The organism is Frankia sp. CeD, assembly GCF_000732115.1.
Taxonomy (GTDB): Bacteria; Actinomycetota; Actinomycetes; order Frankiales; family Frankiaceae; genus Frankia; species Frankia casuarinae.
This window is the reverse complement of sequence record NZ_JPGU01000009.1, coordinates 58,804-72,966: the sequence shown is the minus strand read 5'-3', so window position 1 is coordinate 72,966 and position 14,163 is coordinate 58,804. Positions and strand designations below refer to the sequence as shown.

The window sequence follows — 14,163 nt, the reverse complement described above, 5'->3', positions numbered from 1 at the left end:
AGGGATCCGGTAACAGGGATCCGGATGTTACAGGGGGATGTTGCCGTGCACGTTCTTGTCGGGGCGGGAACGGGTCAGTGCGTCGGCGAGGGCGGAGGCAACCGCGCCCCGGGNGGCGGCGGGGGNGACGACCGCGTCGACGACGCCGAGTTCCACGGCGCGGTCGATGCCACCGACGGTGCGGATGTGCTCCTCGGTCAGCTCCGCCAGGACGCTGGGGCGGCGCTGGGCCGGGACCTCGGCGAGCTTGCGGCGGTGCAGAATGCCGACGGCGGCCTCGGCGCCCATGACGGCGACCTGGGCGGTCGGCCAGGCATACACGGCGGTCGCGCCCAGGCTGCTGGCGTTCATCGCGATGTACGCTCCGCCGTACGCCTTGCGGGTCACGACGGTGACGCGCGGCACGGTGCACTCGGAGAAGGCGTAGAGCAGCTTCGCTCCCCGCCGGACCACGCCTTCCCATTCCTGGCCCACACCCGGCAGGTAACCGGGCACGTCAACGAGCACGACCAACGGAACACCGAAGGAGTCGCACATCCGGACGAACCGGGAGGCCTTCTCGGCCGAGGTCGCGTCGAGGCATCCACCACGGCGCAGCGGGTTGTTCGCGACCACCCCGATGGTACGTCCGCCGAGGCGCCCCAGCACCGTCACGATGTTCGGCGCCCACCTCGGGTGGAGCTCGACGGCCTCGTCCTCGTCGTCGAGCACCGCCTTCACGAGCGGGCGCACGTCGTAGGCCCGCCGAGGATTGTCGGGCAGCAGTTCCCCGAGCTCGCGTCCGGTGACGGGGCCGATGTCGCGCTGATCGGCCAGCAGCACCGCGACCGCCCGGGTCCGCTCCACGGCCTCGTCCTCGGAGTCGCAGGTCACGTGCACGACGCCGCTGCGCCTGGAGTGCACGTCCGGCCCACCCAGGCTGTCGGCGGTGCATTCCTCACCGGTCACCGAACGCACCACGTCCGGGCCGGTGACGAACACCTTCGCCCCTGGGCCCATGATGACGATGTCGGTCAGGGCCGGCCCGTAGGCGGCTCCGCCGGCGGCGGCCCCGAGCACGAGCGAGAGCTGCGGGATCCGGCCGGAGGCCCGCACCGTGGCGGCGAAGATCCGGCCGACTCCGTCAAGCGAGGCGACACCCTCCTGAAGCCGGGCGCCTCCCGAGTGCCAAATCCCGACGACCGGGCAGTTCATCCGGACGGCGGACTCGATGGCATGAACGATGCGGGCACAGCCGTCGCGCCCCATCGCGCCACCCTGTACCGTCGGATCTGTCGCGAAGGCGACAACCTCGTTCCCGCCGACAAGCCCTTGCCCGGCAACGACTCCGGACGGGTCGCCGACCGCGAACAGCGACAGGGTGTCTGGATCGAAAAACCGGGCGAGCCGAGCCTGAGGTGTGCGGGGGTCGACTCGGTCGATCGTGGACAGACTCACCGTGCGTCTCCTTGCCTGAGCGGCGTCGGACTGCTTCGCAGGAGGCCGATACGCGACCACCTGTGGTATGCGCCGGCTTCCGCTGGGCACTCGGTCCGGCGACCATGACGCTCGCCGAAACGGCGGGCGGNGCCGCGGCGGCGGNGGGGNGGCCGGCGCCGCCGCGGGNGACATCGGTTGGTGGTGGTGCGGGCGGTGGACGTCTGACCAGCCGACCAGCCGACCAGCCTGCCGACGGTCAGGCGGTGAAGGCCAGGCAGATGTCGTGACCGCCGAACCCGAACGAGTTCGACAGCGCGGCGCCCGGGCGGATGGTCCGGTTGTCGATCCGCACGACGTCGAGCGCGATCTCGTCGTCGAGAGCGTCGAGGTTGCGCGTCGCGGGAACCAGGTGCTCCCGCAGCGCCAGGACGCTGAACACGGCCTCTACCGCGCCGGCGGCACCGAGCAGGTGCCCGGTGGTCGACTTGGTCGACGTCACCGCGATCTCGTCGATGTGGTCACCGAAGGCGCTGCGCAACGCCAGCGCCTCCGCCGCGTCACCGGCGGGGGNGGACGTGGCGTGGGNGNTGACGTGGNCGACGTCACGGGGTTCCAACGAGCCGGACCGCAGCGCCGCCCGGATCGCCCGGGCCGCGCCGGCACCGGTCGGCTCCGGCGCGGCGATGTGGTAGGCGTCCGAGCTGATGCCGGCGCCGGCCAGGGTGCCGTGGACCCGGGCACCGCGGGCGGCCGCGTGCTCGGCCGCCTCGAGGATGAGGATTGCCGCGCCCTCGCCGAGCACGAAGCCGTCCCGCGCCTTGTCGAACGGACGGGAGGCGGCCTCGGGTGCGTCGTTGCGGCGGGACAGCGCCTGCATCTGCGCGAAGCCGGCCATGGTCAGCGCCGAGATCGCCGCCTCGGTACCGCCGGCGATCACGACGTCGGCGCGCCCGGCCCGGATGATGTCCAGCGCCAGCGCGATGGCCTCCGAGCCGGAGGCGCACGCGCTGACCGGGGCGTGCACCCCCGCCTTCGCGCCGAACGCCAGGCCCACGGTGCTGGCCGGGCCGTTCGGCATGAGCATCGGCACCAGGTGCGGGGATACCCGCCGGGGGCCCTTCTCCCGGATCACGTCATGCTGGTGGAGCAGGGTGAGCACGCCCCCGATCCCCGAGGCCACACACGCGGCGAGGCGTTCCTGGTCGACCTCGGGTGAGCCCGCGTCAGCCCACGCCTCACGCGCGGCGGTCAGAGCCATCTGCTGGCTGCGGTCGAGGGTACGAGCCTCGACCCGACCCAGCGGCGGCTCGACCGCCAGCGGCGCGGCGATATGGACCGGGAGCTGCTCGACCCAGCCCTCGGTGNGACGCCGGACGCCGGAGCGGCCCGAGAGCAGACCCTCCCACGTCGAGGCGACATCGCCACCGAGGGGAGTAGTAGCCCCGAGGCCGGTGACGACGACCTGCCTGGGGGGCGTGGTCACGCCGCGACACCTGCCCGCTGGATGTAGGAGACCGCGTCACCGACGGTCTTGAGGGTCTTCACGTCGTCGTCCGGGATCTTCACCCCGAACTTCTCCTCCGCGGCGACGACCACCTCGACCATGGACAGCGAGTCCACGTCCAAGTCGTCGATGAAGGTCTTGTCGGCCGTCACGTCGGCCGGGTCGACACCGGCGACCTCTTCGAGGATGACGGCGAGACCGGCGAGGATGTCAGCTTGGGACATGATCGTTCCTCCTGATGGGATGTTGTCGGTCGGTGGCGAGTGGTGCGCGGGGCTGCCGCGTACCAGCGCGGAAGCGTGGGCGCCTGGATCAGGGGCGCGGTCGGGCTGATGGTCATCGGACGCCTCGCCGCAGTGCGGTGCGGGACGGTCACGGTGCGGTGTCGAGGGTTGGTCGAGGGTTGGTCGAGGTTGTCAGGGGCAGCGCACGAGCTGCCCGCAGTAGGTCAGGCCGGCACCGAAGCCGAACAGCAGCACCGGGTCTCCCCGGCGGATCTCGCCGCTCTCCAGCAACCGGCTGAGTCCCAGCGGAATGCTTGCGGCGGAGGTGTTGCCGGCATCGACCACATCGCGGGCAACGGCAGCGTTCGTGGCGCCGATACCCGTCACCAACGCTTCGACGATCCGCAGGTTAGCCTGATGCGGAACGATACCCGCGAGGTCCTCGGGTGCCACGCCGGCCTGCTCGCAGATCTGGCGGAGGACCGGGACCAGGGAGATCGCCCAGCGGAACACCGCCTGGCCCTCCATGCGGAAGGAGTTGTCGCCGTAGCCGGGAACCTGGATCGTCTCGGGCCGGGATCCGTCGTGCCCCCAGACCGCCGGGCCGATCTCGTTGGTCTCCGCCGGGCCGATCACGGCTGCTCCGGCACCGTCGGCGAGCAGGATGCAGGTGCTGCGATCGTCCCAGTCGGTGTAGTCCGACAGCCTTTCGGTGGCCACCACGAGCACGTTGCGCAGGGTGCCAGCGCGCACCATGTCGGCGGCCGTCGACACCGCGTAGCTGAAACCGGCGCAGGCGCCGTTGATGTCGAACGCCCCGGCCCGGCCGGCCCCGATGCGATGGGCGATCTGCGGACCGGCACCCGGGATCTGGGAGGGAGAGGTACAGGTCGCCCCGATCACCAGATCGATCGAGTCGGCGGTGAGGCCGGCGGCGGCGAGCGCCTTCTCCGCGGCCGCGGCGCCCATCGCGACGATGGTTTCCTCGTCGTCGGCGATGCGCCGGCTGGCGATGCCGGTACGGGCCTGGATCCAGGCGTCGGAGGTGTCGACCCGTTGGGCGATCTCGTCGTTGGTCACCACCCGGGCCGGACGGTAGACGCCGAGGCCGAGCATGCGGGCACCGGTCAGCTCGGTCATGCCTGCGCTCCCACCAGGGCGTCGTCCGTCGTCGAGCCCGGTGGAGTTCCGGGGGTTGGGTCCGCCAGGCTTGCCGGGACCGCGCTCAGGAGTTCGGCGCCGAGGTACTCGGCGACCAGCTCGCGGGCCGCGGGCAGGTCGTCGGGGCTCTTCACCGCGTGGATCGTGACACCGGGCAGTTCCCGGCGGGCGATCCCGGCGAGAGCGCCGGCCGGGGGGAGTTCGATGACCGCACCGACCCCGAGATCGCGCAGCGTCGCGAGGCACAGGTCCCACCGGACCGGCGCCGCGACCTGGGCCACCAGCCGGCTGATCAGCTCGGCCGGGTCGGTGACGATCGCCCCGTCGGCGTTGGACAGCGCGGCGGCCCGCGGTACCCCGGGCCGGAGGCCACCCGCGACCGCGGCCAGCGCGTCGCGCGCGCAGGACATGTGCCGGGTGTGGAAGGCGCCGGCGACGGACAGGGGACGCAGCCGGACACCCGCGGGCGGCTCCGCGGCGAGCCGGGCGAGGTCGCGGGCGGTGCCGGCGGCGACGATCTGCCCGGCACCGTTGCGGTTGGCTGCGGTCAGGCCGAGTTCACTCAACCGGGCGGCCACCGCCTCGGGATCACCGCCGAGCAGCGCCGTCATGCCGGTCTCGACCCGGGCGGACGCCTCGGCCATCGCGCGTCCCCGCAGGGCCACCAAGACGAGGGCCTCCTCGGCAGTGAGGGTGCCGGTGAGGGCCGCGGCGGTGATCTCGCCGACGCTGTGACCGGCCAGCACCAGGGTGTCCGGTCCGACCGGGGAGGTGACCGGCAGCCCGAGATGTTCGGCCGCGATCAGCCCGCTCGCGACGATCAACGGCTGGGCGATCGCCGTATCCCGGATCGTCTCGGCGGGCGCCTCGCACCCGGCTTCGAGCAGGTCGATCCCGACTGCGGCGGACCACCAGCGCAGCCGTTCTTCCGCCCCCTCGAGACCGCGCCAGGCGCGGAGCTGTCCGGGGGTCTGTGCACCCTGGCCGGGCGCGAGGATCGCGAGCACCTGTTCACCTAACCCCTCACGAGGACCGGTTGTCGCTGGCGGCCACTCACCGATGTGTCGACCGGCTGTTGTAGGTGTCCTACAAACCGATCTGTTTGGATCGGACGTTACTGCGCGACGCCGACATCGGCCTGGAATGGCATGACGGACCTGCAAAGTAGTTCGATGTGACCATTCTCGCGCGGGGGTGAGAGGGTCGTGGGACGACTTGAATGATCATGTTTTGCCTGTAGGTAACACACCGTCGAGGCGTCCCAGAACGAGCGCAATATGCAGGATGAAGCGTTCGCGGTGGTCCGCCGGATCCAGCCCGCACACCTCGGCGGCCTTACGGAGTCGGTAGCGGACCGTGNTGGTGTGGAGATACAGCGCCCGGGCCGTCGCCTCCAGCGACGAGCCGAAGTCGAGATAGGCCCCGGTGGTCTCCAGTAGTGGGGTACCGGCGTCGCGCAGCGGGGCGTACACCTCGTCGATGAGCGCCCGCCGGGCGTCGACGTTCCCCGCGAGGGCGAGTTCCGGGAGCAGAGCGCGGGCCATGACCGGCCGGGGTGCGGCTGGCCAGGCGGCGACCACGTCCGTGGCGGCGAGGGCGACCCGCGCCGCGTGCGGTGCCCNGGTCAGGTCACCGACCACCGGGCCGACCACCACCGGGCCCGGCCCGCAGGCGGGAAGCAGTGCCCGGGCCGCGTCCAGGACAGTGTTCACCGGCGCGGTGCCGCCGGCCGGACGGGTACCCGCGGTGGCGGGAGGTTCGACGCTGTTCTCCGGCTGGAGGGTCATCTCGGGACGGCCGATGCCGTCCCTGCCGGCAGTGAAATTCCCGCCGACCACCATCACCAGGCGATCGTGGTGGACCCCGGCGAGAACCTCCAGTTGGGCCATGCGGGCGAGCCGGTGCACCTCATCGACCACCACCTCCGGCGAGTTGCTCCCGGCCGTGCCGACGANGACGGTGACGGACGGCGGGTTACGCCAGCCCACCGCGGCCGCCCGTGACGGCAGCGCCCGGTCGACCTCGCCCCGGACCACGTGGTCGACGACCAGCGCCTCCAGCCGGGCGTCCCAGGCACCGCGTTCCTCAGCGGCGCGGGCGTAGACGACCGCGCCGGCGAACGCGATGTCACGGGAGTAACGCAGGACATCGGCGAGCAGCCGTTGTTCGTGCTCCGGGCCGGCCAGGTTCGGCACCTCGGCCTCGATCGCCTCCACCGCGACCCGGACCAGATCGACGAGTCGGCGGAAGGTCACGGCGCGGACGAGTTCCCGCGGGGCGACCCGGAAGACGTCCTCGGACAGATCCCGGGCGTGTTCGGGCCGCCGGCACCACTCCACGAACGACGAGATGCCGGCCTGCACCACGAGCTGAATTCCGGCGCGGTGACTCGCCGACATGGCCGGGAACCAGGGCAGCGCCTCCGCCATCCGGGCCGCCGCCCGGGATGCGAGCATCCCGCTCGACCGTTCCACCCGGCGGATCACCTCGCTGGTGCTTTCTCCGCCGGATGTGCTCCCGGTCGATGTGGGTCGGGCCTGGTCGCCGGCGGGTCTGGGGCTGGCCCCGCCGGCCGACCACGGGTTGCCCAGATCGGGGATACGCGGCTCCGGGTAGTCGACGGATTGCTCCGGCACCGGCCCGGTTTCGGGGCTCGGCTCGGTTTCGGGGCTCGGCTCGGTTTCGGGGCTCGGCTCGGTTTCGGGGCTCGGCTCGATCTCGCCTGCCGGTGTCGGGACGGGGGGCGCCCCCGGTTCAAGGCGGGCTGTCCCAGTCACTGTGTCCGAGGAGGAATCCGAGGAAGAGGCTGCCACGTCCGTCAGCATGCCTCAGCCGTCCCGCACCCCTGTGTATTGCCGGTCCCGTCATATTGCCGGTCCTGTCATATTGCCGGTCCTGTCATGTGGCTCCGACGGGTGGTGCGGATGGGGGCCCGATCCTGATCGGTCGGGATGCCCCGGTCGGTCGGGCCTGGTCCCGGGCGTGGAATTCACCGAACGGGGGATGGTGTCGAGGCGGGAAAGGCCACAGGAGCAGGAGCAGGAGCAGGAGTCGTAGGCGTGGGCGTGGGCGTGGGAGTGGGAGTGGGGCGGGAGCGGAGGCGATGCGGGATGCTGCGGGTATGCGCGAGGTGAGCATTCGTGGAGACGGGATACGGCTGGGGCAGTTCCTCAAGCTCGCGGATGTGGTCGAGGCCGGATCCGAGGTGAAGGAGCTGCTCGCGGGCGGGATGGTGCGGGTCAACGGGGAGGTCGAGACCCGGCGGGGCCGGCAGCTCGCGCCGGGGGACGAGGTTGCCGTGGCCGGCGAGGCACTTCGGGTCCTGTGAGCCATCGCCACGACTCTGCCGGTCGCCGGGCGTCTGCCGGTCGCCGGACATCAGAGCCGGTCGGAGTAGGTGGCCGCCCAGTCGTGGACCTTTGTCACGTAGGCCCTGGTCTCCTGGAAGTCGGGGATGCCCCCGGCGGTTCGCACGGCGGCCGGGCCGGCGTTGTAAGCGGCGAGGATCAGCGAGACCCGGTCACCGGGTAGATACCCGACCTCCTGGGCGAGCCGGGCCTCGTAGAAGGCCGCGGACGGGATGGCGTCGAGCGGGTCGAGTGGGTCGGTGATCCCGTCGTGGTTACCGTCGATCCCGAACTCGGCCCAGGTGGTGGGGAGGAACTGCATGATGCCCCGGGCGCCGGCGCGCGAGACCGCCTGCGCGTCGAACTTGCTCTCCACCCGGGCCTGCGCCGCGAGCTGCGCGGCGGTCAGGACACCGTAGGTCGCCGCCGCGGACCGGAAGACCGGGACCAGGTCGTCGGGCACGTCGACGTGGGGGNACCGCAGTACGCCGCAGCCGCTCATCAGGGTGATGACGATGAACGCGGCCAGGGTAGAACGTGCGGGCACCCCATTGATCATCCGCACATTGTCCGTCCCCGGGATCGGGGATGTCTCGTTGCCCACGTCGTCATGCCATGTCCCGGGGGCCTTCGTCAACGCGAAGCTATCCAACCAGGGCCGTGCGCAGTGACCGCAGGTCGGTCTCGGTGAGACCGGCGTGCCGAGCCCAGGCCGCGGGACCGCCCCAACCGGCGTCGACACCGGCCAGGAAGCCCCGCATGACCTCGGGCCGGCAAGCCAGGTGGCCCGAGGTGAGCAAGGTCACCGAGTGGTTATAGGACGGTCGGTCGGCCAGGCGGGCGTTGACCCGGTCGATGCGCTCGTTCGTCTGGACGTAGTCGGCGACGATCGCCTCGGGGTGCACGCCGACGAGACTGAGGAGCAGGGCCGCGAGCACGCCGGTACGGTCCTTTCCCGCCGCGCAGTGGAACAGGGCCGGGCCCGCCGTCGGCTGGGCCAGCAGGCGCAGCGCCCTGGCCACCGAGTCCCCGGCCAGGCGCAGGTAGTCCAGGTAGTGCTCGATCCGGTCGGCTGAGTCGCGGTCCTTGACGATGGCAGGGTAGCGCGGATCGTCCGGCATCACCCATTCACCGGGGAGAAAGGACAGATTGTAGTAAGTGACCGGTTCGTAGGCGAGCGGCCCGCGGCCCTCCCGCTCCGCCTCCTCCTTGGCCCGTAGGTCGATGACCATGCGTAGCCCGAATGTCTCCCGCAGCGTGAGCACGTCACCGTCTGTCAGGGCCTGGACGGAGTCGGTGCGCAGGAATACCCCCCATCGGGTGGTTGCACCGTCCAGGGTGGGCAGCCCACCCAGATCTCGCGCGTTGTCGCAACCCGACATGTTGAACCATCGCTCCACACGCTGATCGTAGAGCCCGAGACGGTGCCGCTGGGCCCGTTGGACGCAGCTGGGTCAGGGGCGCAGCCGGATCAGCCGCACGGTGGGGCGCCCCGCTGACTGGGCGGAGGTTTGGCGAGCCTCGCCGTCGTGCGTGCCCCACCCGACTCGGGTTGCGGCTGGTCGGGTGCGACGTGCTCGGGTGCGACGTGGATCGGCCGGGCGGGCACCCCGGCGACGACCTGCGCGGCCCGGATGTCGTCGGTGACGACGGACCCAGCTCCCACAACCGCCCCGTCGCCGATGCTGCGCAGGCCGACGATGCTCGCCTGCGCGCCGATCCACGCCCGCGCGCCGACGGCCACCGCACCGGAGAGCCGGGCCCCCGGCGCGACCGTGACGTAGTCACCCAGGCGGCAGTCGTGCGCCACGCTGGCGCCGATGTTCACCACTACGTGCCGACCGGTTTCGACGTTGGTGGTGATGCTGGCGAGAGCACAGACGACGGTACCCGGCCCGAGCTTCACGTCACCTCCGACGCTGGCCCGGGGGTGGACGANGGTCGCCGGTCGTCGGCCGCGGGCGCTGGCGTACCGGTCGACGCGGGACCGGGTGGCCGCGTCGGCGAAGCCGATCAGGTAGTCGGCGTCAAGTCGATCGAGTAGGTCGAGTCCACCGAGGAGCACGGCTCCGCGCCGGGCGAGTGGATCCGGGTCCACACGGTCGTCATCGACGAAGCCGAGGATGTCGTAGCGGGGACCCTCGGTGGCCGCGTTGACCGCCTCCACCAGATCGAGCAGCTCCCGGCCGTGCCCTCCCGCGCCCACGATGACCAGCGAGCGCAGGTGAGCGGGCACGCGGCGACCGTAGACCCCGATCTAGGCGAGTTCAATCTGACACTCAGAGTAGTTGGATGAGCCATCCTGGCTGGCGTGGTGTCGCTCTTCGTGAAGAGATGGCCGGTGTAGGCGACCGATCATACTACTATCTGTATCATCGTGATCTCGAAGGGTGATGAATGGTGAAGGTAGTCGTGACGGGTGGGGCCGGCTTCATCGGGGCCCACCTGACCAGAGCGCTCCTCGCGGCAGGCACGGAGGTCGTCGTGATCGACGATCTCAGTACCGGGGCGCTGTCGAATCTCGCGGGGCTGCCGGCCGAGCTCGTCGTCGGCAGCGTGACCGACCGGACGCTCGTCGAACAGGCGTGCACCGGGGCGTCGAGCATCGTGCATCTGGCTGCCCGGCCGTCGGTCGAACGGTCGTTGCTCGACCCGATGGCCACCCACGCGGTGAACGCGACCGGCACCCTGACGGTGCTCGGCGTCGCCCACCGGGCCGAGACGCACGTCGTCGTCGTGTCCTCCTCATCGGTTTATGGTGACCGGTCGGCCGCTGGCGATCGGNCGGCCGCCGCTGGCGCGGGTCCGCTGTCGCCCTCGGCGGGCACCCCGTGCCTTCCGCGCAGTCCCTTCGCGGCCTCGAAGCTCGCCGCCGAGGGATATGCGCTGTCCTACCAGGCCAGTTTCGGTCTGCCGGTGCTCACGGTCAGGCTGTTCGACGTGTTCGGCCCGTACCAGTCCGCCGGGCACGCGTACGCGGCCGTGGTGCCGACCTTCATCGAGGCCGCGTTGGCCGGCCGGCCGCTGACGGTGCGCGGGGACGGCCGGCAGACGCGCGATTTCATCCCTGTCGAGCTGGTCACCGGGATGCTGTGCGATGCGGTGTGCCGCCGGCTGACCCATCCACACCCGGTCGACATCGGGTCCGGGACCCGTACCGATCTGCTCACCCTGATCGCCCGGCTGGAGGAGATTCTCGGCCGGCGGCTGGTCGTCGAGCACGCCGCGCCCCGGCCCGGGGAGATCTGGGACTCCCAGGCGGACACGACGACGATGCGTTCGCTGTTCCCGGACGTGACCGGGGCGGATCTCACCACCGCGTTGGCGGCAACCGTGACCTGGTACGCCGACCGGCTGGGGGCGGACCGCGCCGGGCCGCCAGCCGCCGGGCCGCCGGACGCGATGCTGCCCGCGTCCGCCGTCCACGGTGACCGGGATTGAGCCTGGATGGCGGATCATCCGCCGGCATCCGACAAACTCTCGGCCGTCCAGGCACTCCCGCACCACCAAGATGTCTTGGCCGTCCCTCGCGGGTGCCTGGGCCGTCGTTTGGCGTGCCCGGGGTCAGACTGGGCCCTGGCGACGTTCCTCCGGCGTCGATGGGTCCGGCGGCGGCTCCGTCCCCGGACCCATCCCCTCCCGCCACACCGTTCGGTAGTGAGGGCACGGTCCGAGATCACGCTCCAGCCTCGGCAGGCCCGCACCACCCTTACGCGCGTTCTCCATCTCCCGACTCACCCGTCGGCGGCACGCGTTGCACCGGATGCGGATGAACGGCACCGGCTCACTCATTTGGATTTCACCGTCCCACTGCCGCCGCAGCGGGGGCACTTGATCAGGTCACGGCCGGTGAACGTGCCGTCTTCATCCTTTTCCGCGGCCGGGTTGCCGATCTGCCCCTCGCCCTGGCAGCGGGGGCAGGTGAGGGTTGTTGATCTTTCGCCGTCGTTGAGCGGAGTCCTTCCCGNCCCGCCACGCTTCGTGCCCCCGCTGCCGGACGAGGCGCCGCCACCGGTGTTCCCGCGCTTGTTCCAGACCATGCTGGGAGGCTAGCCTTGGAACGGTCTGGACGGAACCAGACGTACCGGATCTGTAACCACTCGGCGCGGGCTCAGACGGCGGCAACCCGGCGGCCGAGTTCCTGCACCAGCGGCTCCGACGGCCGTGACTCCTCCGCCGGCTAAAGCCGGCGGCCTGGTCCGCCACGCGGACGGTCACGTTGACCTGCGCTACGGCTATCTGGGCCTTCGGGAGATCCGCCTGCCCGCCACGATCTGGGATCAGATCCTCGCCGCGATCCGGTCCCGTGCGGTCGACGGCCTCGACCGATGACAATCCAGGCCCAGATCTGTCTGGCCTCCGCGGACTGGATCTGGCCCAGTTGCTTCCACCGGAGGAATGATGAGGACTGCCTGGCCGCCGCTGATCTGGCGACGGCTCAAGGCTGCGCCGGATGTGTGGTCGCCCGCCAGGACCCGATGATCCCAAACGTCACCGGGCCGGATGCGGTTGATGGTTGGACGCCGTGGGCTGGACGGGAATCCGCCCGGTCACGTCCGCGGCGGCCAGGGGTCCGCCTGCGGTCGCGCCCCCGTCCCCGGGTCGGTCCGCGCCTGCCGGGACCTCGTCCGCCGCGGCGTCCGCGCCGGCGAGGGCCGCGAGTTCGGCCAGCACCTCCTCCGGCGGGGCCCAGGGATCGAGGGCGAGGGCGTGGGTCGGGTCCAGGGCGGGCACGTCCACGTGCGAGATCAGCGGGTGGTGTGGTCGATGGTCGTCCTCGCCCGCACCGAGGAGCTCCTCATGGAGCTTCTCGCCGGGGCCGAGCCCGGTGTAGACGATCTCGATCGGCCGGTTCTCCCGAGCCACGAGCCGGGCGGCCACGTCCGCGATGCGCACCGGCTCGCCCATGTCGAGCACGAGGGCCTCGCCGGGTGATCCCAGCGCCCCGGCCTGCAGGACCAGTTGCACCGCCTCGTGGATGGTCATGAAGTACCGGGTGACCTCGGGGTGGGTGACGGTGATCGGCCCGCCGGCGGCCAGCTGGCCGGCGAAGACGGTCAGGACGGAGCCGTTGCTGCCCAGGACGTTGCCGAACCGGACGCTGACCAGCGTTCCGCGGGCCCGGCGGGCGAGGCACGCGGTGAGCCGCTCGGTGATCCGCTTCGAGTAGCCGAGGGCGCTCGTCGGGTTCGCCGCCTTGTCCGTGGAGATGTTGACCAGCCGGTCGACGCCGCAGGCCACGGCCGTCTCCAGGATCGTCAGAGTGCCCCAGACGTTGGTCTTCACCGACTCGCCGGGGAAGCGTTCGAGCAGCGGGAGGTGTTTGAGCGCGGCGGCGTGGAAGACGACCTCGGGCCGGCGCTCCGTGAACAGCGTGGTCATCAGGTCGATGTCGCGGATGTCGCCCAGCACGATGGCGTCGTCGTCGAGCATCGCCCGGCCGGAGATCGACAGCTGCACCGCGCGCAGTGCCGACTCGTCCCGGTCCAGCATGATCAGTTCGGCCGGCCCGTAGCCGGAGATCTGACGGCACAGCTCCGAACCGATCGATCCGCCCGCCCCCGTCACGAGCACCCGTCGGCCCGCGAGGTAGCTCGCGGCGGCGGACATGTCGGTGCGGATCTGCCGCCGGCCGAGGAGGTCGGCGAGGTCGAGGTCGCGGATGTCCCCGACGCCGACCCGCCCGTCGATCAGGTCCGCGACGCGGGGAAGCACCTTCACGGTCAGCCCGGCGCCCTCGGCGATTGCGCTGATCTCCCGCAGCAGTGGGCCGTCAGCGCTGGGGATCGCCACGAGCAGGGTCCTGGCCCCGGTCGACTCGGCGACGGCGCCGATTCGCTCCCGGCCACCACGTACCCGGACCCCGAGTAGCTGGAGGTTGTGTGTGCTCGGGTCGTCGTCGAGCAGCGCGACCGGGTAGTAAGGACTGTTCCGGGTGCGCAGCATGGCCGCCAGTACCCGTTCAGCCCCGTCACCGGCGCCGAACACGAGGAGCGGTTCGGCGTGCTCCCTGCTCGGCCGACGGAGGTGTTCCTCGGTCAGCCGCCAGAGGTAGCGGATGCCGAACATCACGACCAGGGCCACCGCGCCGCCCAGTGGCGGCACGCTCAGCGGGACGGGTCTCGGGGAGCCGAACGCGGCGATGACGACGGCCACGCTGACGACCGTGAGCAGGACCGACACGAGCAGGCCGAGGACCTCCTCGAAGCCGCCGAAGCGGTAGCGCCCCAGGTAGAGGTGCAGGGCGGTGCCCAGGAAGTGGAGCACGCAGACGGCGAGCGTGCAGATGACCCAGAAGCCGAGATCGCTCAGCGCGCCGAGCGTGAAGTCCAGGCGGCCGATCTGGGCCGAGATGAGGCCCAGGACCAGCGCCGCACTGTCCAGAGTGATCTGCAGGCCGACCCGCTGACGGAGGTTGAGCCGGGAGACGCGCCGTGCGATGTGCGCTGTCCACCGACCATGACCCACTCCGTCTACTCTACGTCTCCACATGAGGCCATAGAGTAAG

At 71.3% G+C, this 14,163-nt stretch carries 13 protein-coding genes; 3 read left to right on the top strand and 10 right to left on the bottom strand.

The window, feature by feature from the left end; genetic code table 11:
* Positions 1–27: 27 nt before the first annotated feature.
* The 6 genes from CED_RS08220 to CED_RS08195 all read right to left on the bottom strand — a co-directional run bounded on the left by CED_RS08220 (position 28) and on the right by CED_RS08195 (position 7,133).
* Positions 28–1,437, bottom strand: a complete 1,410-nt coding sequence (locus CED_RS08220; protein WP_035909646.1) for an acyl-CoA carboxylase subunit beta — start codon at positions 1,435–1,437, stop codon at positions 28–30.
* A 238-nt stretch (positions 1,438–1,675) separates the two neighbouring features.
* Positions 1,676–2,902, bottom strand: a complete 1,227-nt coding sequence (gene fabF / locus CED_RS08215; protein WP_035909645.1) for a beta-ketoacyl-ACP synthase II — start codon at positions 2,900–2,902, stop codon at positions 1,676–1,678.
* Positions 2,899–3,147: an acyl carrier protein gene (locus CED_RS08210; protein ID WP_011437861.1), complete on the bottom strand. Its 249-nt coding sequence runs from the start codon at positions 3,145–3,147 to the stop codon at positions 2,899–2,901. The genes fabF and CED_RS08210 overlap by 4 nt, the downstream gene beginning before the upstream one ends.
* A 192-nt stretch (positions 3,148–3,339) precedes the next feature.
* Positions 3,340–4,287, bottom strand: coding sequence for a beta-ketoacyl-ACP synthase III (locus CED_RS08205; protein ID WP_011437860.1), 948 nt, complete (start codon positions 4,285–4,287; stop codon positions 3,340–3,342).
* A complete protein-coding gene (locus tag CED_RS08200; protein ID WP_011437859.1) occupies positions 4,284–5,315 on the bottom strand; it encodes an ACP S-malonyltransferase in 1,032 nt (343 codons plus the stop codon). The genes CED_RS08205 and CED_RS08200 overlap by 4 nt, the downstream gene beginning before the upstream one ends.
* Before the next feature lie 216 nt (positions 5,316–5,531).
* Complete coding sequence (locus tag CED_RS08195; protein WP_035909643.1) at positions 5,532–7,133, bottom strand: helix-turn-helix domain-containing protein; 1,602 nt, start codon at positions 7,131–7,133, stop codon at positions 5,532–5,534.
* Positions 7,134–7,429: 296 nt separating this feature from the next.
* Here CED_RS08195 and CED_RS08190 point away from each other — a divergent pair, with 296 nt between their 5' ends.
* The gene (locus tag CED_RS08190; RefSeq protein WP_173645788.1) at positions 7,430–7,636 is read left to right on the top strand and encodes an RNA-binding S4 domain-containing protein; all 207 of its coding nucleotides are present in this window, start codon (positions 7,430–7,432) and stop codon (positions 7,634–7,636) included.
* Positions 7,637–7,686: 50 nt separating this feature from the next.
* On the opposite strand, the gene CED_RS08185 is transcribed toward CED_RS08190, so the two are convergent.
* From CED_RS08185 to CED_RS08175, 3 genes are all read right to left on the bottom strand, one after another.
* Positions 7,687–8,214: a lytic transglycosylase domain-containing protein gene (locus CED_RS08185; protein WP_035909689.1), complete on the bottom strand. Its 528-nt coding sequence runs from the start codon at positions 8,212–8,214 to the stop codon at positions 7,687–7,689.
* 85 nt (positions 8,215–8,299) lie between these two features.
* A complete protein-coding gene (locus CED_RS08180) occupies positions 8,300–9,055 on the bottom strand; it encodes a tyrosine-protein phosphatase (protein WP_035909642.1) in 756 nt (251 codons plus the stop codon).
* Positions 9,056–9,126: 71 nt separating this feature from the next.
* On the bottom strand, positions 9,127–9,891 hold the full coding sequence (locus tag CED_RS08175) for a NeuD/PglB/VioB family sugar acetyltransferase (protein WP_035909641.1): 765 nt from the start codon (positions 9,889–9,891) through the stop codon (positions 9,127–9,129).
* 161 nt (positions 9,892–10,052) lie between these two features.
* Between CED_RS08175 and CED_RS08170 the strand changes: the two genes are divergently transcribed.
* Entirely contained in the window at positions 10,053–11,096 is a 1,044-nt protein-coding gene (locus CED_RS08170; RefSeq protein WP_051868725.1) for an NAD-dependent epimerase/dehydratase family protein, read from the top strand.
* A 723-nt stretch (positions 11,097–11,819) separates the two neighbouring features.
* Positions 11,820–11,987: a hypothetical protein gene (locus CED_RS24255; protein WP_023840357.1), complete on the top strand. Its 168-nt coding sequence runs from the start codon at positions 11,820–11,822 to the stop codon at positions 11,985–11,987.
* Positions 11,988–12,146: 159 nt separating this feature from the next.
* Here CED_RS24255 and CED_RS08165 read toward each other — a convergent pair whose 3' ends face one another.
* Positions 12,147–14,147 carry a nucleoside-diphosphate sugar epimerase/dehydratase gene (locus CED_RS08165; protein WP_011437851.1) on the bottom strand — a complete coding sequence of 667 codons (2,001 nt, stop codon included), beginning with the start codon at positions 14,145–14,147 and terminating at the stop codon, positions 12,147–12,149.
* Positions 14,148–14,163: the final 16 nt, after the last annotated feature.